Genomic DNA, 22,070 nt, shown 5'->3' with positions numbered 1-22,070 from the left:
GCTATGAAATATCCTTTATGATATTCTTAAACTATAGTAGGACGCTTTATATCTCTTATCAAGATTAATGATCTATCTATTCTTTATTAAATTTATTATTTAATCATTAACTACACAAACTACGACTTAAAAAGCAACAAAAATAGTCACCCAGTCAGTATAACTTCCTGCTTCTACTGGCTGGTGTATAGGAATTTCCCCGTAAATATTGATAATTTGTGCCAATCCTGTACCTATACGATGCATAGTATTTTCCCCTGACTCACTGCCCCAATCGCTTTTATGGTTCGGATCGGAAAAAAGATTATACTCGAGGCTGTCTCCTCCATTTAAAAGCTCTTCCCCCCTATCATTTTTTATACACGTTCTATGCTGACCTTTTTTTACCTCGGCACCATCGCCTCGACCCATGCCTACTTCATAAGCTAGATTAGCGGTGCAGGTAACTGTCATCGATCCGGAGGCATCATCCGGCTTAGGATTAAACGAGTTATAACTAGGGAAAATCAGGTTTGTTACCCCATTTATAACACATTTGTCATCCCCCCCAACCTTCGCAGTCACGGCCAACGCTCCTGCGACTGTACCACTTAATGCATTTTGCCAAATAAAGATTAAAAATAGACCGGCCCAAATTCTGACTAAATAAAGCATACCCCCCCCCTAGAAAAGACCTAAAATGTTATAATTTTGCTCTGCGTATCTAGATTTTTTGACTGTATTAAGGTACTTAGGTCCCTTATATAAACTTGCATCATATTTTATAATTCCATTAATTTATTCTAGTGAATAATCACTGATTTAACGAATAAGGGCTGTAATAAGGATGGTCAAAACAACGACAAAAAATGGCAAAATCGATCTTACAGACTTCGGCATTATTCAGGTAAGCGGTAAAAAGGCTAAGCTGTTTTTGCAAGGCCAACTGACTTGCAACGTAGAAGAAGTTGATGAAAATCAAACCCGCTTAGGTGCCCATTGTGATGCAAAAGGACGCATTCAGGCGACTCTTCGTTTATTTTTTTATCAAGATGCCTATTATTTCTTATTACCACGCACTATGCTTTCGCATCTATTACAGTGCTTAAAAAAATATGCTGTTTTTTCCGCCGTTAATCTGACTGATGTCACTCAACACTGGAAAATAATAGGGTTAATAGGCGATTCCAGCGCTGAACTACTCAGACAGCACACTTTATTCCCTGAACAAACGAATAGCTTAAGCGCTTCCGCATCCCTTATCTGTTTAGCTATACCCGGTTCTACGCCACGTTTTATCTTATTAACACCGGATGAAAAATCAGCTTTTTTCATCCACACGGTAGAAGAATTGCCTCTGAGTGACTGGTATTTACGGGATATTATCGCGGGTATACCAAGCATTTATCCGGAAACGATAGCACAATTTACACCGCATCAGCTGAATTATCCCGCTATCGGTGGCGTTAGCTTTAATAAAGGCTGTTATATTGGACAGGAAATTATTGCTAGAACCCACTATTTAGGACAGTCAAAAAGCCGTCTTTATCGGGTAGCTTTTCAAGCTAATCATCAATTTCCTCCAGGTACAGCCATACAAAATGAGCAAGGTGTTCGTCAAGGCACTTTAATAATGAGTGCTAATACAGAAAAAGACGGTTATCAAGCCTTAGTTTGTTTGCAAAGCCAAGCCATTTCACATACTATCCACCTAGAAAGCTCTCAAGGCCCTGCCTTACAGCTTTTAGAATTACCGATTATTCTGCAGGAATAATAAAAATGATGAGCTATTCAATGATAAAAAAAATAAGCCTCAATTTACTGCTGGTACTAGGGCTGAGCAGCTCAGCATGGGCCGCTGACTCTACACCTCCTCAAACGAGCAATATACAAAATAACGCTATTGAATTTGCACGCCAAGCGGGCAGTATTGCCGGTGTTACCCAAGCGTGTGGTCAAAATGTCACAAATTTCAGCCAAAGAATCGCTGAGGCAATCAGCGCACTCACCTCTAATCCCGCTGATAAAGCCGGTGCTATGCTTGTTTATCAACAAATAATGAATGAAGCACAAGCAAACGAACAAAAAACGCAAACTATCCCTTGCACCAAGGCCTTAGAGGACTATCGTAATTTACCTATCATGCAAGCGGATTATAAAGAAAAGGTTATTGCACAATTAAACACTGCTAAGCCTTAAAAAAACTATACGCTTTGCACTTGAAGTTGAGAACACGCAACTTCAAGTACTTTCTTTTCGCGATGGGGATTTTCAAGGGGAGAATCGCGATTCTCCCCTTGAATGACAGGAGGAAGCTTCGCTTTCGCCTGTCATGTGATCGGGTATACCGCTCGCTGTGAATTCAAAATGTTCGAATTTTCAAGTACAAGCGGTATATCTAAACGGTTTTTTGCCGTGTATTCGATTCACGAATAAAAAATAATAAAATGATAGACAACAAAATATAAACAGGTAATAGCATCAGTGCTCGACGATATTCGAGCACTGAAAAATAATGGATATGCCCTATTATTTTTCCACTCCAACCACTATCCAGTAACTTCCCAATCAACGGTTCTGTCACGGCACTAAAAACGATATCCCCGGTATTAATTAAAGCAATGATCGTCGCTGCAACCGTGATTTTATTAAGCTCTCTCCCAAGCGCAAAACCCAACATAAAAGCACCGGTACTAAAACCAAATAAAAACAATAAACTACCTAATAACCAAAGTGGTAAATGTGTTGCATAAATAACCCCTGTAATGGTGACTAAGGCAACGCAGCCACTTCCTAGCATCACATTTCGCCGCCGACCTAAACGATCCGATAATAATCCTAATAAGGGACTACCTAACGCTAACCCCAAAAAAATAAATGATACAAAAAAAGCAGCATGGGTATGTGTTAATTGATAACCTTCTTTTAGAAAAGGAATACACCAAAGACCTGCAAACGCATCAATCGGCGAAAAAGCTAACCCACTATACAGCGTGATTAACCAATTCTGTTTATTACTTAAAACCGCCCACACATCACGCAAAGAAAATGGAGGGGCTGCTATATTAACAGCCACTGATCGGTTTTGTGCTTGGGGTTTATCGCACACGATGACATAAAATAAAACAGCTAAAACAACTCCTAAAACAGCACATAGCCCTAAGCTACTTCGCCAACCTACCCCATTAACCATTAAAGATAGTGGTAATTGTCCAGCCACCGCACCTAACATCGCCGCCGACGCCAACAACCCGCCTACGAAAGCAAATTGACTGGGCTTAAACCATAAGCTGGTCATTTTCATATAGCTAACGGTCGCAAAAGCAGCACCTACACCCATTAAAGTACGTGCCCATGTAGCAAAGGCCAAACTATCTGCCTGAGAAAAACCATAAGCACCTAAAGCACAAAGCAATAAGGCTACCGTCGTTAATAGTCGTGGACTATACCTATCTAATAACATACCCACAAAAAGCTGTGCAATCAAAAAAGAATAGAAAAAACTAGCCGCCAAGTTGCCTAAACCAACCCCTTCAATGTGAAATTCATGCATCAGCTCATCGGTCATAATGCTAGGTGAGACTTGGAGAATATATTTATAAAATAAAAATGAGGATGCTAATGCAATAACCAGCCACGGATAAAAACGATGATTAGTGAAATGCTTATTTGAAACAGACATACAAAGACTAAACCTTAAAAAGCTAATTAAATTTAAACGGGTAAGTTATCCGGCGAGGAGGACAATTTTTCGCCATTATGACATTTCCTTGTCAATTTCGCACACCGAAAATAATACAATATAGACACCTTAAAATTTAAGATGAATCCTCTTTAAAAAAATTCGCATCTGGGTGAACGGACGGTATAATACCGCCCTTTTAGACTTACTACTCTTCGCACTTGAATTTTCGGCTGTTTTGCCGCTCGGTTCGCAATCCTCATGTATCATGTATACACTGCGGTTGCTCACTTTAACGGCGCCTTGCCGAAAATCACATTGCTGTGAGTATATATAAGCCCCGGTGGCACAGTTGGATAGCGCGGTCCCCTCCTAAGGGACAGGTCGCCGGTTCAAATCCGGCCTGGGGCACCAAAAGTTGAGAAATGAGTAACACAGGCACTTCGTCATTGCAAGCGCGTAGCGCGCGGCAATCTAAAAAATATCTTAAACTAGATGGCCACGCTCATGATATTCGCTCGCCATGAGGGTACTTTTTTAGATTTTTACCCATGAATATTTTATCGATACAATCACATGTCAGTTATGGCTATGTCGGCAATAAGGCAGCGACTTTCCCATTACAATCCCTTGGCTTTGATGTCTGGCCTATTAATACCGTGCAGTTTTCTAACCATACCGGCTACGGGAGTTGGCAAGGCGATATATTTCCACCTGAGCATATTCACTGCCTCGTCAAAGGCTTAGAATCGTTAGATCTTGCCAGGCAATGCGATGCAGTACTGTCTGGCTATATAGGTGATAAAGCCATCGGCGAAGTCATTATTGAAACCGTGCAACGTTTTAAACAAGTTAATCCCAAGCTAATTTATCTCTGTGATCCGGTCATGGGCGATCCCGGTGGAAAAGGTTGTTTTGTAAAAGAAGACATTCCCGCTTTTTTTCGTGAAAAATGTTTAGAGGTTGCCGACATTATCACACCCAATCACTTCGAAGCAGAAATTCTATACGAACAAGAAATCAGCACCCTTGAGCAATTACAACAAGCCTGTTCTTTTTTTCATAATAAAGGCGTTAAGATCGTTGTTATCACCCGTTTACAACTAAAAAAACAGCCGGAGTTAGAAAAATACTCCGATTTTCTTTCCGTTAAAAATGCTCAGCAATGCTTGGCCATCACCCCCAAATTAAAATTAAGTCATCCGCTTAATGGATCGGGCGATCTTTTCTCTGCACTCTATCTAGGGCATTTTTTATTAACTAAAGATCCCCTACAGGCATTCGAGCGCGCCTTGAATACTACACATAAGATAATTTCAGATACTATCAGTGCAAAACAACACGAATTAAAAATTATTAATAACTATTGCGATCCATCCCCTAACACGATTACACTAGAACCACTCAAATAATAAGGAAGTTTTAAATGAGACATCACCGCTTTTACTTACGGACGTCCTACCTGGTTTTTTCCCGTTATATTAGAAAATCATGTTAGCATTATGGAATAAAAATTATATTGCCTATTTATTATGGCCTTTCTCTCTACTGTATCGCACATTTGTTTTTTTTCGGCATAAGCTCTATCAATTTCATATAAAAAAAATAAACAAATTTCCAGTACCCATTATTGTCATTGGTAATCTCACGGTAGGTGGTACAGGAAAAACACCGCTCGTTATTGAAGTCGTTCAATTTTTACAAAAAAAAGGCTGGCGTCCCGGGGTTATTAGTCGCGGTTATGGTGGAAAGGCAAAACATTATCCCTACCAAGTGCATACACAGAGTAATCCACGTGAAGTAGGTGATGAACCTTTGCTGATAGTACGCAATACTGGTTGCCCTACTGTCATTGATCCCAATCGTAGTCGCGGCGTGAATACATTACTCGGAAAAAAGAATTGTAATATTGTTGTAAGTGATGATGGATTGCAACATTTAGCCTTAGGCCGAAATATTGAAATTGCGGTCATTGATGGACAACGCCGCTTTGGTAATGGCTTTTGTCTACCTGCAGGACCCTTACGTGAACCTATTTCGCGATTAAAGACGGTTGATTTCATTATCATAAAAGAAGCATACTCACAGCAATTGGATTTTCGGCAAGGCGCCGCGAGAACGAAACCACCGGAGGGTATACTAATACATGAGGATGGCGAGTTGAACGGCAACACAGCTGAAAATTCAAGTGCGAAAAGTATAGCGGGTCCTAATGAATTCGGCATGTTATTAGTGCCTGAATATTTTTACCAGCTTATTCACCCTGAAAATAAACAGAACCCTGATTATTTTCATGGAAAACAACTCCATGCGGTTGCCGGCATCGGTAACCCAGAACAATTTTTTAATAATTTACGCGCATTAGGTTTAACAATTATTGAACACCCTTTTCCTGATCATCACTTTTTCAAACCGCGCGATCTTAATTATGGCAAAGATGCCATCATCTTAATGACAGAAAAAGATGCGGTTAAGTGTAGGGGATTAGTGGATGCTCGACTTTGGTGCTTAAAAGCAAAGGCCACATTAGACGAAGCATTTTTTAATAGCTTACTGAATCGTATTACTCAGATAAATAATAATCCAAAATCTTCTTCACGCTAGCCTTAATATCGATTTTTGGCTGCCAGCCTAAATAATTTTGGGCATTTTTAATCGATGGAACCCGACGGTCTACATCTTGGTAACCTTTTCCATAATAATTATCCGCTGCTACCGTTTGTAATTGTGTGTTCTTGGCTGCATCCGCATATTTTGGATAGTTTTTGACTTGTTCAATTAATAATTCGGCTAATTCTCGAATCGAAATATCATTCTTTGGATTACCAATATTAAAGATACGTTGTGAAGCCGCTTCATTTTCATTCGCAATAATCTTGATTAACGCTTCAATACCATCTTCTATATCAATAAAAGTACGTCGTTGTTGCCCTCCATTCACTAATTGAATGGCTTCACCACGTAAAATATTACCCATAAACTGACTCACTACGCGTGAACTACCGGGTTTTGGATTATGTGGATCATCCAGCTTTGCTCCCATCCAATTAAACGGTCGGAATAAAGTATAAGATAATTTATTCTGCAACCCATAAGCATGAATGACTCTATCCAGCATTTGCTTACTACATGAGTAAATCCAGCGTGGTTTGTTAATAGGCCCTAATACAAAATTACTCGTTTGTTCGTCAAATTCTTCATCCGTACACATACCATATACTTCGGAAGTAGAAGGAAAAACAACGCGTTTTTTATGTTTGACACAAAGTCGAATGATGCGCAAATTAGCTTCAAAATCTAACTCAAACACCGCTAAAGGATTGTTAACATAGGTCGCTGGCGTTGCGATGGCCACCAGTGGCAAAACAACGTCACACACCTGAATCTGTTGCTCTATCCAGCTGGTGTCTTGATTGATATCACCACGCTTAAACTGCAAACGTGGATTATCCAAAAAATCAGTAATTTTATTGTCGGCAAGGTCTAAACCAATAAAGTGCCAATCGTTTTTAGTCGCCAATGCCTGCTCCAGCAAGCTACTGCCAATAAATCCATTGATACCGAGAATTAATACTTTTAAACTCATATTTTACTACTTTAATGCTAGGCCTAGTGTGACGTTGGCCTACTCTACTTAATTTATGCACAACACTCAACTCCTTGACTGGGATAGCCATATCCTGGGTTTATCGGTTGCTAAAATCCTAACATCGCCCCTGGATGCACAACAGCTTGCAACACAGTTGCAAACACTAAAAACCCAAGGTGTAAAACTGGTCTATTGGTTAATACACAGTACAGATACGCTATCGCAACAAGCTGCCCAAGACTGCGGAGGCTTTTTAGCCGATGAAAAACTCACTTATTGCTTAGATTTAATGGCGCTACCCCCTTTGCCTGACTATAAAGAGGTGGAAACTTATCTCACACCTACAGCAAATGCAGAATTGGAAACCATTGCTCTAGAAATCAGCCAATTTTCTCGCTTTGCTCACGACCCTAAGCTAAGTACCGAACAAGTCAGCAAACTCTATACAGCGTGGATAAACAATGCTTGCCGAAAAATGGTGGCTAAAGCGGTATTAGTTATAAAAAAACAAGCCTCCATTGCCGGCATGGTAGTCATTGATGAAAAACAAGGTCGTGGTGATTTAAGCTTAGTCGGTGTTATGCCTGCTTATCAGGGACAAGGTTTAGGAAAACGTTTAGTACAAGCGGCACAACATTGGTGTCTTGAACACAATTACTTCATTAGCCAAGTGCTAACACAAAAAACCAACCCTAAAGCGTGTCGTTTATATGAAAGCTGTGGTTATCAATTAGAAAAAGAAGAATATTTTTATCATTTTTGGTTATGAGCATCTGGAATGATACTCTTTTCATTTTCTAAAACGGCCAATGTGCCTGAACGACCATCCACAGTGCCTTGTATTAATTCACAAACCGGAATCCTGTCCCGGTTCTCTAAACAACGTTGCGCCACCGTTTGCAATGTTTGAAAACCTATCCCCTGCCGCTGAGCTTTCTTTAGAAACTCGGTAAAAAAACTCAGATAAGCCATGCCCTCTATTTCGGCATGAATGGTTAAAACATTAACTACATCATCACGCAACAAACCAAGATAATACTCATCCAGCGACGCTAACGGAAACTCTGTGCGACCCAGTAACTCATCTAAGGTTGGTAAATTAGTTGGAATCTGCAGTGTTTTAAACACTGTTGCGCCTACCTTTGGAAAGCAAGGATAAATACCACGTGCGTCACTGGCATAATATAAATTCGCCGCATCATAAGCCGCTAAACTATACGCACTCGCCTGCCAACCCGCCGCACCTGCTGTTAAAGGCGCACGCAAAAATATTCGCTGAAATTCGTCACAGGCCTTTTTAAACTCTTTAAAAACTCCTTCTTTAGCCCAAGCATGTAAATTATCCTGCCAACGAATATGGTCATAGCAATGAATGCCAACTTCATGACCTGCTTTTTCAGTCTGACGCATGATATCTTCACAATGTCGGCCGATATGCGGTCCTGGCCATAGCACGCCATTCAGTAGTGTGCGAAACCCATAAACACCGACCACATTACTACGCGACACTTTTTTAAGAAACCCGGGACGAAAGATCCGTTTAATCGCTCGCCCGGTATTATCTGGCCCCAAAGAAAATAAAAAAGTAGCCGGAATATTCAACTGTTTAAATAATTGGATAAGATTAGGCACACCGATTCGAGTTCCTCTCTCTGTATCCACATCAATCTTAATAGCAATACTCTTCGCACTAGAATTTTCGGCTGTGTTGCCGCTCAATTCGCCATCCTCATGTATCATATATACACTCCGGTTGCTTCATTTTCGCGGCGCCTTGCCGAAAATCCCATTGCTGTGAGTATATTCTAGAGTATGACATTTTATTGTTTATCCTTTAACGGGCTTTCAACAATTTCTTTAATCACATAACGCGGACGCTGTCGCACTTCCTGATAAATACGGCCAATATATTCGCCCATAATACCTAAACCCATCAAACAAATACCCATTAAAAAGAATAAGATAGCAAACAGTGTAAAAACACCTTCGGCCTCAGGACCAATAAACAAACGGCGTAAAAACATATACATAACGAACAAACCACTTAAACCCGAAATCAAAATCCCTATCATGGTAAAAACCTGTAAGGGTAATAAAGAAAACCCCGTCATCAGATCAAAGTTAAGTCGTAATAAACGATATAAATTATATTTAGATTCGCCCGCCTCACGCGCATCATGTGCTACAGCAATTTCGGTGGGACTATTCGAAAGGCTATACGCTTGTGCCGGAATAAAAAGCGAGGTTTCTTTACTGGCTACCATGCGATCAATCAGTGGTCGACTATAGGCTCTTAACATACAACCTTGATCGGTTAAGCGAATCTTTGTCATTTTATAGCGCAACCAATTATTGAGCTTGGATGCGTAGCGGCGAAAAAAGGAATCTTGACGCTTTTGTCGAACACCGCCTACATAATCATGCCCTTTTTCTATTGCTTGAACCAATGCAGGAATTTCTTCGGGTGGATTTTGCAGATCCGCATCCAATGTAATGACTACTTCACCTCGCACTCGCTCAAAACCAGCCATGACTGCCATATGCTGGCCAAAATTACCATTAAAATGAATGATACGAATTTGTTCTGGTCGTCGTTGTTGTAATTCATTTAACAGTTCATAAGAACTATCTTTGCTGCCATCATTGATAAACAGAATTTCATAAGATTTACCCTGCTTGTCCAAACTACTTATTAAACGTTGATAGAGCTGCTCTAAATTGTCTGATTCATTGTAAACAGGGATAACGATACTTAAATAGGGCAATGTCATTGTTTATCCTTCAGTATAGGATGATTAGTTAATAAAACATCTTGTGGTGTTGCAGTAACGAAATAAATCGATTTTTTGTTTTTCTTAAAAAATTGATAGAGTGCCTGATCTACCAGCATAAAAACGCGCTGATCGCTCTCCCATAATGGCCAAAACTTATCTTCTTTCAGCATCCACGCGCTGGTATTTTGGTGTTGCATGCCAAAACCGAGCTCACCCTCCACATTAACCGTCATCACTTGCTGGTTTAGATAAAAAGGCAAATCTTGATAATAATTACCAAAGGCAACTATTTTATCTTGAGCGTGTAATAAAGGTTTTAATATCTGCACTAAAGGTTTAATTGAACGCGTATCGACGTAAGGAATACCGGTTGAAAAAATAATAAAACTAATCGCACTGCCTAGCGTCAATAAAATAAACGCTATTTTTACGCGATGCCTTATATAAATAAATGCAGCCAATAAACTAGCTAACAGAAAAACACTATAGCCCGCGACTAAAAAAGGGATACCCGGCTTGGGTAAATCGACAACCGGATGATGCCATAACCATAATGTACCGAGCAGACCCAACGTAATCCAAATGCAAGGCAATAAAATAATACCCCACTTAGCACTGGCTTGATAAGCATGTGTCGCTAAATAACGCGCTGTTAACAATGCTACTGCCGGAAAAATAGGTAAAATATAGGGAATTAATTTTGAGTGCGAAAGAGAAAAGAAAATAAAAATAATGCTTATCCATAGCAGTAAAAATAGGTGCTGACGCTTCTCTGCGATTTGCTGCCATGTTTTAGGAAAATAGGCCACGATGGCTTGGAACAAAAAAACAACCCAGGGTAAAAAGCCTGCCAAAAAAATAGGCACAAAAAACCAAGCGGGCTGGTATCGCTGTGCAATCAGGGTTGAATAGCGTAAAAATTGCTGATCAACAAAATAAAATTGAAAAAATTCAGGATTTTTTAGCTGTACCAGAATATGCCAAGGCAAAACGATCAGTAAAAATAATAAGATTCCAGTAGGCAGAAACATCTGCTTTAGTAAACGCCATTGCTGCGTCAACAAAATCCAACTTCCTACGATCATCACTGGAAACACAATACCAATTAACCCTTTGGTTAACACCGCTAAAGCAGCAAAACTATATGCCAAATAGAATATATAGCGTCGCTTACAACCAGGAGGCGTATTGGCTGCCACTAAAAAAGCCAGCAAGCTACCGGATAGAAACACGGATAAACTCATATCCAGCGTTACCATACGCGCTAATGTAAAATATAAAAAACTAGTGGCTAAAATCACCGCACTGATTAAGCCCGTCTGACGATCAAAAAGCTGTCGTCCTGCGGCATAAAGCAACAAACAACCTAACAAGGCAATTAAGGCATTAGGCAGCCGCACGATCCATTCATTAATGGATTTGATAGACCAAGGTTTATCTAGCTTAGTAATAGACTGTGAACGGCTCTGTTGGCCCAGTTCAGGATGAAATAATTTAATAGACGCCGCTTGTATCCAATAAAACAGCGGCGGTTTTTCGAAATATTTAACACCGTTGAGATGCGGGGTAACAAAATCATGCAATACCAACATCTCCCTTGAAATCTCCGAATAACGTGCTTCATCCGGCGTACTCAACGGCCTAGATCCCAAAAACAACCCAAATAACAAAACAATAAAAGCGGTTAGCGCTAATAAATCAAAGCACCAAGTTCCCCGCTTACATTGTTGTTGAAGCATTGACATTGATATATCCCTATTTTAAAAGGGGTTTAGAAAGTAACGCTAAAAGACACTTGCATTGCCAGGTTCGCATCTTCAAGCGCAGTGCGTATAATAGGTCAAATTTATAACGTTTCTGAAAGGGAAAAGCAATGCAAGAACAAACAATTGCAGTCATTTTATCTGGCTGTGGGGCTTTAGATGGAAGCGAAATCCACGAAGCCACCTTAACCCTATTGGCCTTAGACCGAGCAGGTATCCACTACCAATGTTTGGCACCCAATATCCCTCAAACGCAGGTTAGCAACATGCTAACTAAAGAAAACTCAACCCACGCGCAGCGTAATGTATTAGAGGAATCTGCCCGTATAGCACGGTGCAAAATTAAAGATATTGCTACAGTGAACCCGGCTGATTATGCGGCCGTTATATTTCCCGGCGGCTTTGGCGCTGCACTCAATTTATGTAGCTTTGGCCTTAATAAAGAAGACTATTCCGTTCAAGCAGATGTATTAAAATTCTCTAAAGCAATGATCGAGGCCAAAAAACCAGCCGGCTTTATTTGTATTGCGCCTGTTTTAGCAGCAAAGCTTTATCCACCTGGCATAAAATTAACGATTGGCGAGGACAAAGAAACCGCTGCCATTTTAACAAAAATGGGAGTTGAGCACATAAGCTGTACCACAACTGATTGTGTTGTGGATGAAAAGCATAAAGTGGTCAGCACCCCTGCTTATATGTTGACACGCTCAATCAACGAAGTAGCTACCGGTATTGAATGTTTAGTTAAAGAACTTTTACACCTACTCGCACGATGAATCCGATAAACCCGCTATTAAAAACAAATAGCCCGCCTTCATTCAAACCTATACGGAGTTTTGTACATCGGCAAGCCAGCTTAAGCAACGAGCGAAAACGTGCCTTAAGCACTCTTTTAAGTGAGTATGGTCTCGCTACAAAGAAAGAATTATTAAACCTAGAACACGCTTTTCAGCGCGTAGCACCCACTACCTTAGAAATTGGTTTCGGCATGGGGCACCATTTACTTGAACAGGCACAACGCTATCCTGAACAAAACTTTCTAGGCATAGAAGTCCATCGCCCAGGCATTGCGGCGGTGCTGCTAGGTATTGAAGCACTCAAACTACATAACCTAAAAATATGCCCAGCGGATGCGATAGAAATCCTAGATAACTGTATTGCAGATAAAAGTTTGCATGCCATCCAAATTTTCTTTCCTGATCCCTGGCCAAAAAGAAGACATCACAAGCGTCGACTCATTCAACTACAATCGGCTCAATTACTGCAAAAAAAACTAAAAGTAGGCGGTGAATTGCAACTGGCTACGGATTGGCAAGATTATGCAGAACATATGCTGGTTGTTTTAGAAAACACATTCGGTCTAAAAAATCGCGCGGGAAAAAATCAATTCTCACCGCGATTATCCCAACGAGCACTGACTAAATTTGAAAAACGCGGTCAACAATTAGGTCATCAAATCTGGGATTTAGTCTTTTATTCTACAGAATAAAAATTTAACGCGGCAAAAATAAAGTCACCAGGTCGTTGTAAAAACGCTTTCCTCTATCACTCAGAAGAATGTCTGTTTTAGTCACTTTCAATAGTTCTAATTTTTCTGCTTCAAACAATGGCCCTGTTAGTGTAGAAAAAGAAAGTCCCGTACGTTGCTCAAATAATGCGATAGAAATAGGATAATGAAGCCGCAACGCATTTAGCATAAATTCAAAGGCTAACTCTTCTTGTGCAATAAGTTTTTCTTCCGCTAAAAAATTATTCTTTCTTCCCAAATAATCTTTAGGGTTTTTATGCTTCCAGGCACGCGTAATGGTTTGGTTTTCAGCATCGCTTAATTTGCTGTGTGCACCCGCTCCAATGCCTAAGTAATCACCAAATTCCCAATAATTCTGATTGTGCTTGCAGATATACGATTCTCGGCTATAAGCAGAAATTTCATATTGTTTATACGCGTTTTTTGTCAAATGCGTTTTAGCTTGTACTTGTAATTCCCAAATCGCATCATCAATAGGTAAGGTGGGTGGCCTTACCGCAAATTCAGTATTTGGCTCTATAGTCAATTGATACCATGAAATATGGCTAGGATCGAGTTCCAACGCTCTACTTAGATCGCCTAAACCTTCTTTTAAACTCTGACCAGGCAATCCATGCATTAAGTCTAAATTAATATTGCTAAAACCCGCCGCTTTAGCCGCCATAACAGCGTTACTCGCTTCGTTTCCATTGTGAATACGCCCTAATGCTTTTAATTGATGGTCTTGAAAACTTTGGATACCAATAGAAAGTCGATTAACACCTGCCGCACAATAACCAGCAAAACGTTGGTATTCTACCGTTCCTGGATTAGCTTCTAAGGTTATTTCAATGTCCGTAGAAAAATCTAAACGTTTTCTTATTGCATCTAACAAATAGTTAATAGCACTGGGTGAAAACAAACTGGGGGTTCCTCCGCCCATAAAAATACTGACCAGTGGAGGATCTTGCACTTTAGGTAGTTGCTGGTCTAAATCTTCAATTAAAGCGTCTATATAAGCCATTTCTGGCAATTCAGCCCGCAAGGTATGTGAATTAAAGTCACAGTAAGGACATTTACGTATGCACCACGGAAAGTGGATATAAAGCGATAGCGGGGGCGTCTTCAACATAAAGGAAATTAGCTCGATTTTTTAGTATTTTTACACGTTATTTTAACTTAAATAGGAGAATAGTATAGTTTGGTATCATATAAAAACGTGACTATACCCCCTTTTTGATAACGCGCAAAAATCGTTTTTAACCCTGCTAACATCGCTTCGTAGCCTAAATCACCCGCTCGTAAGCTATAAGAAGTCGATAACAACCTACCTTTAAAACCCTGCCAATCAAACTGTTGTGTATTCTCAAAAGAAGCCGTTCTTATTGATTGAGGTTTAAAAAATCTATCCATAGCGACTTTATCCATTTTTTTAGCGTTTGAAGTACTATAGTCTTTACCATATTGGCGTATCAAACCCTCATAATCGCTAACTAGTGCGGATTTTTCAGTGCTTCTTACATTCCAAACTAAAAGTACCCACGCATTAGATTTTGCAATACGCTGAAATTCCTGTTTAGTTTTTTCAGGATCAAACCAATGAAAAGCTGTACCCACGGTTATAAAATCAATGCTTTTATCCGCTAAGCCCGTCGCTTCAGCACTACCGGCCCTACTGTAAAAATGTGTATATCGCTGTAAATAGGCTTCGCCTGCCTCGCGCATGGCTTGATTAGGCTCCACGCCATAAACCGTATTCCCATTATCTAGGAATAATTGCGCTAATAATCCTGTCCCTGAGCCTATATCAGCGATCACCTTGTCTTTATTGAGTCCGCACTCATCAATCAGCGTATCTAACACCGCCTTAGGATAGGAAGGTCTATATTTCACGTAATCTTGTACCGTTTCTGTAAAACGTTCAGTAGGTTTAGTCATCGTTTAAAATTTAAATACCTTCATTCTCATCAATATAATTGAATTATATCTATTTAATGGCTATCTTTACCAAGCTAATGATTTAAAAGGCTATTTTATGTCAATGAATATAAGCAAGGATAACTTAAAAACGGCACTCAACCCTTTAATAAAAGCACCTGAACATAGCGAAGAGGTTTTGCAGAGTTTTTATACACTTTTTCCAAAGTATGATATCACTAATGAAAAACGAATTGCTGCTTTTCTCGCACAAGCATCACATGAAACCGGCGGGTTTAAATTTTTTACTGAGCAAGGCGATAAAAGCTATTTCGATAAGTATGAGCCTCATACACCATTAGGCAAACAATTAGGCAATACCGAAGCAGGTGATGGTTACAAATACCGTGGCAGAGGCATATTTCAATTAACCGGCCGCGCAAATTATAAGCATTATAGTGAATTAGTCGGTATAGATATCCTTAATGATCCCGATAAAGCATCCAAGCCAGCCGTTGCCTGTCAAATTGCCTGCGAATTCTGGAAGCAAAATAATCTAAATGCTCTAGCCGATAAAGATGATATGCGGGCTATTACTAAGCATATTGAAGGCGGCGATCACGATGCAGATAAACGCAGCAAATCCTATCAAACTGTTTTACAAACACTTAAACAAAATATGGTTTAATATTTATTCATAAAAATGAATACATGCACTAAAAAATATTAAACTCAAAAAATTAACTAAACAACTTCCTTAGCTTGACAAGCTATCTTTCATAATACAATCTTATAATTTAAAGTATAATGATTTTTGCCACTTTATATTAATTAAATATGATAATAACAAAAAAACTCTTTTATTTATTAAAAGTAATTCAATCAAGTAATCACCCAAACCGAGTGTTATTAAGTGAAGAACATAAAAAATTGGTCGCATTACTTAATTCAGGTTTAATCCCCTATTCTGTTCCAAAATCTACTCAAACAGCAAAACTAAATCAAGTTTATAACACCTTTGATCTCCATATAGATCCAAACGTATTTAAAACAATTATTAACAAAATAGTAGACTGCAAAATAATTGAAGCGCTTTTAGATATGCCCACAGAAATAAGCTATTCTCATGAAGAAAAAATGGTTCTTCATGAGAAACTTAGCGTACTTAAACTATTAGCTAGCTTAAAACAAGATTTAAAAGAAATTGCTGAATTTGGTGAAAAATATGAAAACATGCAAAGAGGTTTTTTTGAACAAAATTTTCAAGAATTAAATTACTTAAAAATTACCTTAACTCGCTCAGTGACTATTGACGATATAGAGTGGTTTATTTATACGAATATTTTTGATCTTATGATGATAGAATCGGAATTATTTACTGTACCGCCAACTTATATTTATCAACTCCTGATTAAAAATACAGAGCAACCTATGAGTAAAAAAAATTTTAATGAGCATTGCCAAGTACTACTCAATAAAAAGACACAAGCAGGTCAATCTTTTAATTACGGAACATTTTATTCTATTTTATATAATATTAAATATTCACTAAGCCATCATTTAAACAAACCATTTACCGAATGTTCAAACTCAACTTCTCCTAGATTTCATACGTTTCCTAAATCGATCAATAAACTACCGCAGCTCGCCATTAAAAATCATTTTTACCGCACTGTTAATAAACGTTAAAATTTATATTTATTTACTAATTCAGTGACATGCTCCATTAATAATGGTAAATTGTCTGAAGGTAATTTTCTCAATAATGGACGTCCTAGACTGAATTGAATGCCAGACGCATAAGGCTTGCCAACGCCCTCAGTAAATTCTTGAATCTTTTTAATACTGTCAAGTTTACAAGCAGTTGACTTCAAATAAGATTTTTGCAATTCAAATAAAGCTGTTTTCTCTGGCTTATCAAAAAAGCTTGCTTTTATCTGATACAAGATTTCTACCGCTTTTGCGTAGCTATAGCTTATAACTACATTTAAATAATGTGCAAATATATTGTCAGGGGAATTTTTTATTTTTTCTTCAGTATTAATCTTTATCTTTTCTATTTCAGACAAAAGAATATTTAATTCTTTTACCTTTTCATCAGAAAAACGACCCTTTTCAAAAGCATTCCTGAATGCTAACTAAATTATTATACGCAACGATAACTAGACATTCCGTAATAAACAAGTTATTAGTTGTATCCCCTAAAATTGCTGCTTTAGAGGCAATAAAGGCATACAGTGTTGCTAAATAATGTTTTTTCTTTCATATTTTTCTAACTTTAGTAATAAAACGTAGTCCTTTTTTAGCTAATGTTTCTTGTTTTTCCTTAGAAATATAGCCTCTATCAGCCACCGCTAACCCTTGTAAATTTTTAAATAAAATATTTAATACTTTACGATCATCCACATTCTCTTTGGTAAAACAAACCTTCATTAACCCCCTTGATGATTAATAGAACCATGAAATTTAAAACCAAAAAATCAACCCATCGAATGTCTTCCACGTTCTGTAATGCCTTTAAATACTTTATGTTTATAAATACGTCGATTATGGCAGATTTTTAATGGGGATGAATCGACATACTACAGTCCTGTTTCCTCACCATGCTTTGAAAGTAAGTAAGAAGCTAAAGGCACTATCACGCTTTGTTGCAGTTCCACAAATCGATTATAACTGACTAAACTTGAAAAATACGTGTGTAAATAAGGTCCTACACTTTCTAAATAAAATGATTTGAACTTTCGGTAATGGCTTAGATGAAACAAAATAGTTATCGTCATAATCTCACTTAAACATAATCGACCCGGCTTCTTTCTTTGTCTAGCTGGGTTAGGCAGAAATTTCTGATTTATTCCTTGAAAAAACTCCTTACAATAATCATCAATCTCACAGAAAATTTCTACGATGGAAGCAAGCATGTGTTTGTCTGCTTACAAAATTTTTAGTTGAATTTTGATGGCAACTCTAGCTTGCATCCTTCTCTTTTTCAATTATTTTAATTAATTAAACAACTCTTAATATAGAACTCAGATTATATTAATTAGTAGGTTGGAAAGCGGAGGCATTTAGTCAATTAAACTTAATATGGCTAAGACAGTCAGTCAGGGCTGCATCTATATAGATGCAATCATCCTAATAATCAACGAGCTTGAGGTTTTTTTTAATCCATAGTACCCTAAAAAATAGATAGTGACTTTTAGCACATAAAAAGTAAAGAAATCAATAATATTATTAAATAATAACTTTGTTACCTAATAAATTAAAAATTTAAATGTTATAAAAATGAGGTAATTTTATGTTTAACAAACAAAGTTTTCTTAATCAACCTATTAGTCAAGAAAATATCCGTAGTAATTATGAAATCGCTCGTCCAACACGAGAAATGTATTTAAATTCTTTTAACTATACAGACATATTTACGAGAGAAATGGCCGAATACTCCTACGATAGGACAGAAAAACATACAAAACGTGTTGTTAAAAATGTAGAATTGCTATTAGAGCAAGCAGATTTAAAAACATTGTTCAATTTATCGAAAGATGGGTTTGAAAAATTTAAAGAAAAATTAATTGAGCGTGCGAAAAGTCATGATGTCAGTAAGCTAGTACATCCTGAAGCTGAATGGTATGTGTATATAAACTGTAAAGATAAAGAAGAATATGGTGTTTGCCTTGATAGTGTTAAAAAAGAAGGAATAGATTGTGCTATCCAACATCACTGGGGATTTAATAAACATCATCCTGAATATTATTTTATAAAAAAAGATGGGCAGCTAGAAACTGATAAAAGTATCATTCAAGAAAGATTAAAAAATATGTCGGATGCCGATCTGGTAGAAATGGTTTCTGACTGGTTCGCAATGAGTCAAGAGTTTAATACTAATCCTGTACAATTTTTTAATAATAATGTTGGCCTAGACAAAAGATGGCCGTTTCCACCCGATAAAAAAGAAAAAATATTTAAACTTATTAAAATGCTTCAATTAGCACATAAAAATGAAAGTGTTCCATCATTGAAAAACGAAGAAAATAATTCCACTGCTAGTCATATTGAACATAAAGATTTAACCGGGGCTAATAACCACCTTATTGAGAATTCATTCTTTAAGAAAAATATTAAATCTATGGCTACAAATCAGAGGACGGGACAAGGAGAGCATTGTGAAAACGTTGAAGAGCTTGCGATAGGCATAGTAAGATAGGCGTGCTCACAGAAAATTTCTACGATGGGTGTAAGCAGATGTTTGGCTCCTTACAAAATTTTTAGTTGAATTTTGATGGCAACTCTAGCTTGCATCCTTCTCTTTTTCAATTACTTAAACAACTTTTATATCGAGCTCAGGTTACTTAGATAAATCTATTTGACCCACTTTAGCCATACCAAACATTTCAAACAATTTTGGCATTGATACATCTATTTCAGCAATTTCACTACCTTCTGTCATGATCACACCATGGTTGTCTCTTTTTGCGATTATTTCCTTGACGGAATCATAGACGTCGTATACCAAATCTTTATTATTTGAAAGGCTGGCAAATTGTTGCTTGTTAATACTACCCTGAGTTAATAGTAGGGATAGAATCACATTCTTAAAGGTGTTTATTCCACAACCATCTCGACCTAAGACCCCCCACTTTCATTTTGATTAAACACATTTAATTGCTCTATATTATGAATATACATGGCCTATTATTATCTAATTTATTGGTTAATAGCCTGATTGTAGGGGTAAAGATTAAACTAAACTTAATAGCTCTCCGTCCTCGAATAGACAAGCTTCAGAAAAAGGCTTAAATTTTTTGGAAATAAACTAACGAAAGGATTTATTTGGGGTAACTACGCGGTAATTCATTATGAAATAAAATGAATTTTAATAATTCAGATAACTTGGTGCGCCCGGAGAGATTCGAACTCCCGACCAATAGATTCGTAGTCTACTACTCTATCCAGCTGAGCTACGGGCGCTTTTTACCTGGCGGAGAGAGAGGGATTCGAACCCTCGATGGGGTTTAAAGCCCATACTCCCTTAGCAGGGGAGCGCCTTCAGCCTCTCGGCTATCTCTCCTAGATTGAGGGTGGCGAGTATAGCACTACCAACTATTTTATAAAATAGTTCTGTCTATTTTTTTTAGTGTTTATCTTCTTCGTCTAAATCGTCTAAATCGTCTTCAAGAACGTTTCCATCGGATTTTTGTTTTTCTTGTTGAATACGTTGATAGATTTCTTCGCGATGAACAGAAACTTCTTTAGGTGCATTAATCCCTAGTCTTACTTGATGGCCTTTAATGCCCAGTACAGTAACTGTTACATCATCACCAATGATAAGTGTTTCTCCGATACGCCGTGTCAAAATAAGCATCTTTATGATTCTCCTTTAGTTGACTCATTTAATTGACCTATATGTATTACCTAATCCGTTTCTTAGTTAACAAAAGAGGCATCCTACCTACATATAGATATTCACTTAGCCAGTTTACTAACCAAAGCTTAAGGAAAACTTAATAAAGTACAAAAAACACCGATTTTTTTAAAAAGTAAGCCTACATCCTAATTAAACTGCTTTAAAATACCGTCATTTTTTTGATTTTCAGAAAATTAAACTACTCTATTCCGATAAAAAGGCTATTCTTTTCCTAAATTAAACGCATGGTGCAATACTTGTATTCCACGAACTACCTGAGATTCATCCACTATCAGAGAAACTCTTAATGCGGAAGACAACGCTAACATGATAGAGATCCCTTCAGCACCTAAGGCATGAAATAGGGTATGCATAATCCCTGGATGTGAATGTAATCCGGCCCCCACAATCGAGAGCTTCGCTACTTTTCGATTGCCTATCACGGCTTGTGCATATCCGTCTTTAACTAAGGTTTGCAGTACGTGTTCTGCTTGCTGATAGTCTGCCCTGGCTAGAGTAAACGTGATATCCATACGCACATCGGACGTCAGTTGCTGTGTGAGCATATCAATTTCTATACGCACATCATTCAACAAGGAAAAAAACTGCGTTAATGCTTCTTTTTCACAAGACAACCCTTGTACAGTCATCTTAGCTTCCTGACGACTTGCTGTTACGCCAGTCACTGTCGCTTTTTCAACGGCAACACCTTCTTCATTGAGCTGAATTAAGGTACCCATACCTTTACGAAAACTAGATAACACACGTAGTGGAACACGGTATTGACTCGCTAATTCTACAGCACGATGTTGCACCACTTTTGCACCCGCCCGTGCAAACTCTGTCATCTCATTAAAGCCAATCTTATCTAAGAGTTTTGCTTGTGAAACAATATGCGGGTCTGCTGTATAAATACCATCCACATCCGTATAAATCTGACATTCATCCGCTTTTAGAATCGCCGCTAAAGCGGCTGCTGTCGTATCGGATCCGCCTCGACCTAAGGTGGTCATATTGCCTTCCGCAGAAATTCCCTGAAAACCGGCAATGATAGGCACTCTACCTGCCGCAATATCATCTCGTAATACACTTTCGTCTATATTTAAAATGCGCGCCTTTTTATGATGATTATCCGTATAGATGGGGACGTGAAAACCATTATAGGAGCGTGCTGGGCAGCCTCGTCCCAACAAAGCCATCGCGAGTAACGCCGTTGCAGCCTGCTCACCGGTCGCCAATAATAAATCATATTCTCTTGCATCCGGCTGATCATTCAAGGTTTTAGCTAGTGAAATAAGTCGATTAGTCTCTCCTTCCATTGCTGAAACCACGACAGCCAATGAGTGACCTTGCGCCCGTGTCTCGATAATTTTATTGGCAACGTGTTGGATTTTATCGATATTACCAACTGAGCTGCCACCAAATTTTTGTACAATTAAAGCCATTGAATCTATCTAT

At 38.3% G+C, this 22,070-nt stretch carries 24 protein-coding genes and 3 tRNA genes; 11 read left to right on the top strand and 16 right to left on the bottom strand.

Annotation, left to right across the window (positions count from 1 at the left end):
- Positions 1 to 126: 126 nt before the first annotated feature.
- Positions 127 to 654, bottom strand: coding sequence for a Csu type fimbrial protein (locus DMP02_RS01755; protein ID WP_126322384.1), 528 nt, complete (start codon positions 652 to 654; stop codon positions 127 to 129).
- Between the two features lie 172 nt (positions 655 to 826).
- Between DMP02_RS01755 and ygfZ the strand changes: the two genes are divergently transcribed.
- Both ygfZ and DMP02_RS01745 read left to right on the top strand, forming a co-directional pair.
- Complete coding sequence (ygfZ, locus tag DMP02_RS01750) at positions 827 to 1,753, top strand: CAF17-like 4Fe-4S cluster assembly/insertion protein YgfZ (RefSeq protein WP_126322383.1); 927 nt, start codon at positions 827 to 829, stop codon at positions 1,751 to 1,753.
- A 20-nt stretch (positions 1,754 to 1,773) separates the two neighbouring features.
- The gene (locus DMP02_RS01745) at positions 1,774 to 2,178 is read left to right on the top strand and encodes a hypothetical protein (protein ID WP_126322382.1); all 405 of its coding nucleotides are present in this window, start codon (positions 1,774 to 1,776) and stop codon (positions 2,176 to 2,178) included.
- A gap of 199 nt (positions 2,179 to 2,377) precedes the next feature.
- On the opposite strand, the gene DMP02_RS01740 is transcribed toward DMP02_RS01745, so the two are convergent.
- Positions 2,378 to 3,661, bottom strand: coding sequence for an MFS transporter (locus DMP02_RS01740; RefSeq protein WP_126322381.1), 1,284 nt, complete (start codon positions 3,659 to 3,661; stop codon positions 2,378 to 2,380).
- Positions 3,662 to 3,998: 337 nt separating this feature from the next.
- On the opposite strand from DMP02_RS01740, the gene DMP02_RS01735 reads away from it, so the two are divergent.
- From DMP02_RS01735 to lpxK, 3 genes are all read left to right on the top strand, one after another.
- Positions 3,999 to 4,075 (top strand) — tRNA-Arg (locus DMP02_RS01735).
- Between the two features lie 137 nt (positions 4,076 to 4,212).
- Complete coding sequence (gene pdxY, locus DMP02_RS01730) at positions 4,213 to 5,073, top strand: pyridoxal kinase (protein ID WP_126322380.1); 861 nt, start codon at positions 4,213 to 4,215, stop codon at positions 5,071 to 5,073.
- Positions 5,074 to 5,152: 79 nt separating this feature from the next.
- Positions 5,153 to 6,265, top strand: coding sequence for a tetraacyldisaccharide 4'-kinase (gene lpxK / locus DMP02_RS01725; protein WP_126322379.1), 1,113 nt, complete (start codon positions 5,153 to 5,155; stop codon positions 6,263 to 6,265).
- Here lpxK and DMP02_RS01720 read toward each other — a convergent pair.
- Positions 6,225 to 7,247 (bottom strand): bifunctional UDP-4-keto-pentose/UDP-xylose synthase, encoded by a 1,023-nt coding sequence (locus DMP02_RS01720; protein WP_126322378.1) that lies wholly within the window; start codon positions 7,245 to 7,247, stop codon positions 6,225 to 6,227. The genes lpxK and DMP02_RS01720 overlap by 41 nt on opposite strands.
- 55 nt (positions 7,248 to 7,302) lie before the next feature.
- On the opposite strand from DMP02_RS01720, the gene DMP02_RS01715 reads away from it, so the two are divergent.
- Entirely contained in the window at positions 7,303 to 8,019 is a 717-nt protein-coding gene (locus tag DMP02_RS01715) for a GNAT family N-acetyltransferase (RefSeq protein ID WP_126322377.1), read from the top strand.
- Here the strand turns inward: DMP02_RS01715 and DMP02_RS01710 are convergent.
- The 3 genes from DMP02_RS01710 to DMP02_RS01700 form a co-directional block, all read right to left on the bottom strand.
- Positions 8,004 to 8,990, bottom strand: a complete 987-nt coding sequence (locus DMP02_RS01710; protein WP_126322376.1) for a polysaccharide deacetylase family protein — start codon at positions 8,988 to 8,990, stop codon at positions 8,004 to 8,006. The genes DMP02_RS01715 and DMP02_RS01710 overlap by 16 nt on opposite strands.
- A gap of 80 nt (positions 8,991 to 9,070) precedes the next feature.
- Complete coding sequence (locus DMP02_RS01705) at positions 9,071 to 10,021, bottom strand: glycosyltransferase (RefSeq protein WP_126322375.1); 951 nt, start codon at positions 10,019 to 10,021, stop codon at positions 9,071 to 9,073.
- Complete coding sequence (locus tag DMP02_RS01700) at positions 10,018 to 11,769, bottom strand: phospholipid carrier-dependent glycosyltransferase (RefSeq protein ID WP_126322374.1); 1,752 nt, start codon at positions 11,767 to 11,769, stop codon at positions 10,018 to 10,020. Before DMP02_RS01700 ends, DMP02_RS01705 begins: the two co-directional genes overlap by 4 nt.
- Positions 11,770 to 11,897: 128 nt before the next feature.
- Here DMP02_RS01700 and elbB point away from each other — a divergent pair, with 128 nt between their 5' ends.
- Positions 11,898 to 12,563, top strand: coding sequence for an isoprenoid biosynthesis glyoxalase ElbB (gene elbB, locus DMP02_RS01695; RefSeq protein ID WP_126322373.1), 666 nt, complete (start codon positions 11,898 to 11,900; stop codon positions 12,561 to 12,563).
- Positions 12,560 to 13,276, top strand: coding sequence for a tRNA (guanosine(46)-N7)-methyltransferase TrmB (trmB, locus tag DMP02_RS01690; RefSeq protein WP_126322372.1), 717 nt, complete (start codon positions 12,560 to 12,562; stop codon positions 13,274 to 13,276). Before elbB ends, trmB begins: the two co-directional genes overlap by 4 nt.
- A 4-nt stretch (positions 13,277 to 13,280) precedes the next feature.
- Here trmB and hemW read toward each other — a convergent pair whose 3' ends face one another.
- Positions 13,281 to 14,426 (bottom strand): radical SAM family heme chaperone HemW, encoded by a 1,146-nt coding sequence (gene hemW, locus DMP02_RS01685; protein WP_126322371.1) that lies wholly within the window; start codon positions 14,424 to 14,426, stop codon positions 13,281 to 13,283.
- Between the two features lie 47 nt (positions 14,427 to 14,473).
- Entirely contained in the window at positions 14,474 to 15,232 is a 759-nt protein-coding gene (locus DMP02_RS01680) for a class I SAM-dependent methyltransferase (protein ID WP_126322370.1), read from the bottom strand.
- 97 nt (positions 15,233 to 15,329) lie between these two features.
- On the opposite strand from DMP02_RS01680, the gene DMP02_RS01675 reads away from it, so the two are divergent.
- Positions 15,330 to 15,899, top strand: a complete 570-nt coding sequence (locus tag DMP02_RS01675) for a glycoside hydrolase family 19 protein (protein ID WP_126322369.1) — start codon at positions 15,330 to 15,332, stop codon at positions 15,897 to 15,899.
- A gap of 149 nt (positions 15,900 to 16,048) precedes the next feature.
- Positions 16,049 to 16,900, top strand: a complete 852-nt coding sequence (locus DMP02_RS01670) for a hypothetical protein (protein WP_126322368.1) — start codon at positions 16,049 to 16,051, stop codon at positions 16,898 to 16,900.
- On the opposite strand, the gene DMP02_RS01665 is transcribed toward DMP02_RS01670, so the two are convergent.
- From DMP02_RS01665 to DMP02_RS01650, 4 genes are all read right to left on the bottom strand, one after another.
- Positions 16,897 to 17,280 carry a hypothetical protein gene (locus DMP02_RS01665; RefSeq protein ID WP_126322367.1) on the bottom strand — a complete coding sequence of 128 codons (384 nt, stop codon included), beginning with the start codon at positions 17,278 to 17,280 and terminating at the stop codon, positions 16,897 to 16,899. The genes DMP02_RS01670 and DMP02_RS01665 overlap by 4 nt on opposite strands.
- A gap of 193 nt (positions 17,281 to 17,473) precedes the next feature.
- Entirely contained in the window at positions 17,474 to 17,644 is a 171-nt protein-coding gene (locus DMP02_RS07440; protein WP_126322366.1) for a transposase, read from the bottom strand.
- A 47-nt stretch (positions 17,645 to 17,691) separates the two neighbouring features.
- The gene (locus DMP02_RS07530) at positions 17,692 to 17,751 is read right to left on the bottom strand and encodes a hypothetical protein (RefSeq protein WP_456297832.1); all 60 of its coding nucleotides are present in this window, start codon (positions 17,749 to 17,751) and stop codon (positions 17,692 to 17,694) included.
- 42 nt (positions 17,752 to 17,793) lie between these two features.
- Positions 17,794 to 18,129 carry a hypothetical protein gene (locus DMP02_RS01650; protein ID WP_126322365.1) on the bottom strand — a complete coding sequence of 112 codons (336 nt, stop codon included), beginning with the start codon at positions 18,127 to 18,129 and terminating at the stop codon, positions 17,794 to 17,796.
- Positions 18,130 to 18,506: 377 nt separating this feature from the next.
- Here DMP02_RS01650 and DMP02_RS01645 point away from each other — a divergent pair, with 377 nt between their 5' ends.
- Positions 18,507 to 19,412: a DUF5662 family protein gene (locus DMP02_RS01645; protein ID WP_126322364.1), complete on the top strand. Its 906-nt coding sequence runs from the start codon at positions 18,507 to 18,509 to the stop codon at positions 19,410 to 19,412.
- Positions 19,413 to 20,099: 687 nt separating this feature from the next.
- Here the strand turns inward: DMP02_RS01645 and DMP02_RS01640 are convergent.
- The 4 genes from DMP02_RS01640 to DMP02_RS01625 all read right to left on the bottom strand — a co-directional run bounded on the left by DMP02_RS01640 (position 20,100) and on the right by DMP02_RS01625 (position 22,057).
- Positions 20,100 to 20,176: transfer RNA gene (locus DMP02_RS01640), tRNA-Arg, on the bottom strand.
- A gap of 8 nt (positions 20,177 to 20,184) precedes the next feature.
- Positions 20,185 to 20,276, bottom strand: a tRNA-Ser gene (locus tag DMP02_RS01635).
- Positions 20,277 to 20,339: 63 nt separating this feature from the next.
- Positions 20,340 to 20,570 (bottom strand): carbon storage regulator CsrA, encoded by a 231-nt coding sequence (gene csrA, locus DMP02_RS01630; RefSeq protein WP_126322363.1) that lies wholly within the window; start codon positions 20,568 to 20,570, stop codon positions 20,340 to 20,342.
- Between the two features lie 263 nt (positions 20,571 to 20,833).
- A complete protein-coding gene (locus DMP02_RS01625; RefSeq protein WP_126322362.1) occupies positions 20,834 to 22,057 on the bottom strand; it encodes an aspartate kinase in 1,224 nt (407 codons plus the stop codon).
- Positions 22,058 to 22,070: the final 13 nt, after the last annotated feature.

It is taken from the genome of Candidatus Rickettsiella viridis, assembly GCF_003966755.1.
Taxonomy (GTDB): domain Bacteria; phylum Pseudomonadota; class Gammaproteobacteria; order Diplorickettsiales; family Diplorickettsiaceae; genus Rickettsiella_B; species Rickettsiella_B viridis.
The sequence above is the reverse complement of the archived record's forward strand: the minus strand, read 5'-3'. Positions and strand labels throughout refer to the sequence as shown.

Excerpts from the sequence above, each read along its gene's own strand:
- DMP02_RS01755 (WP_126322384.1), bottom strand. The coding sequence starts at position 654 with ATGCTTTATTTAGTCAGAATTTGGGCCGGTCTATTTTTAATCTTTATT.
- ygfZ (WP_126322383.1), top strand. The coding sequence starts at position 827 with ATGGTCAAAACAACGACAAAAAATGGCAAAATCGATCTTACAGACTTC.
- DMP02_RS01745 (WP_126322382.1), top strand. The coding sequence starts at position 1,774 with ATGATAAAAAAAATAAGCCTCAATTTACTGCTGGTACTAGGGCTGAGC.
- DMP02_RS01740 (WP_126322381.1), bottom strand. The coding sequence starts at position 3,661 with ATGTCTGTTTCAAATAAGCATTTCACTAATCATCGTTTTTATCCGTGG.
- pdxY (WP_126322380.1), top strand. The coding sequence starts at position 4,213 with ATGAATATTTTATCGATACAATCACATGTCAGTTATGGCTATGTCGGC.
- lpxK (WP_126322379.1), top strand. The coding sequence starts at position 5,153 with ATGTTAGCATTATGGAATAAAAATTATATTGCCTATTTATTATGGCCT.
- DMP02_RS01720 (WP_126322378.1), bottom strand. The coding sequence starts at position 7,247 with ATGAGTTTAAAAGTATTAATTCTCGGTATCAATGGATTTATTGGCAGT.
- DMP02_RS01715 (WP_126322377.1), top strand. The coding sequence starts at position 7,303 with ATGCACAACACTCAACTCCTTGACTGGGATAGCCATATCCTGGGTTTA.
- DMP02_RS01710 (WP_126322376.1), bottom strand. The coding sequence starts at position 8,990 with ATGATACATGAGGATGGCGAATTGAGCGGCAACACAGCCGAAAATTCT.
- DMP02_RS01705 (WP_126322375.1), bottom strand. The coding sequence starts at position 10,021 with ATGACATTGCCCTATTTAAGTATCGTTATCCCTGTTTACAATGAATCA.
- DMP02_RS01700 (WP_126322374.1), bottom strand. The coding sequence starts at position 11,769 with ATGTCAATGCTTCAACAACAATGTAAGCGGGGAACTTGGTGCTTTGAT.
- elbB (WP_126322373.1), top strand. The coding sequence starts at position 11,898 with ATGCAAGAACAAACAATTGCAGTCATTTTATCTGGCTGTGGGGCTTTA.
- trmB (WP_126322372.1), top strand. The coding sequence starts at position 12,560 with ATGAATCCGATAAACCCGCTATTAAAAACAAATAGCCCGCCTTCATTC.
- hemW (WP_126322371.1), bottom strand. The coding sequence starts at position 14,426 with ATGTTGAAGACGCCCCCGCTATCGCTTTATATCCACTTTCCGTGGTGC.
- DMP02_RS01680 (WP_126322370.1), bottom strand. The coding sequence starts at position 15,232 with ATGACTAAACCTACTGAACGTTTTACAGAAACGGTACAAGATTACGTG.
- DMP02_RS01675 (WP_126322369.1), top strand. The coding sequence starts at position 15,330 with ATGTCAATGAATATAAGCAAGGATAACTTAAAAACGGCACTCAACCCT.
- DMP02_RS01670 (WP_126322368.1), top strand. The coding sequence starts at position 16,049 with ATGATAATAACAAAAAAACTCTTTTATTTATTAAAAGTAATTCAATCA.
- DMP02_RS07440 (WP_126322366.1), bottom strand. The coding sequence starts at position 17,644 with ATGAAGGTTTGTTTTACCAAAGAGAATGTGGATGATCGTAAAGTATTA.
- DMP02_RS01650 (WP_126322365.1), bottom strand. The coding sequence starts at position 18,129 with ATGCTTGCTTCCATCGTAGAAATTTTCTGTGAGATTGATGATTATTGT.
- DMP02_RS01645 (WP_126322364.1), top strand. The coding sequence starts at position 18,507 with ATGTTTAACAAACAAAGTTTTCTTAATCAACCTATTAGTCAAGAAAAT.
- csrA (WP_126322363.1), bottom strand. The coding sequence starts at position 20,570 with ATGCTTATTTTGACACGGCGTATCGGAGAAACACTTATCATTGGTGAT.
- DMP02_RS01625 (WP_126322362.1), bottom strand. The coding sequence starts at position 22,057 with ATGGCTTTAATTGTACAAAAATTTGGTGGCAGCTCAGTTGGTAATATC.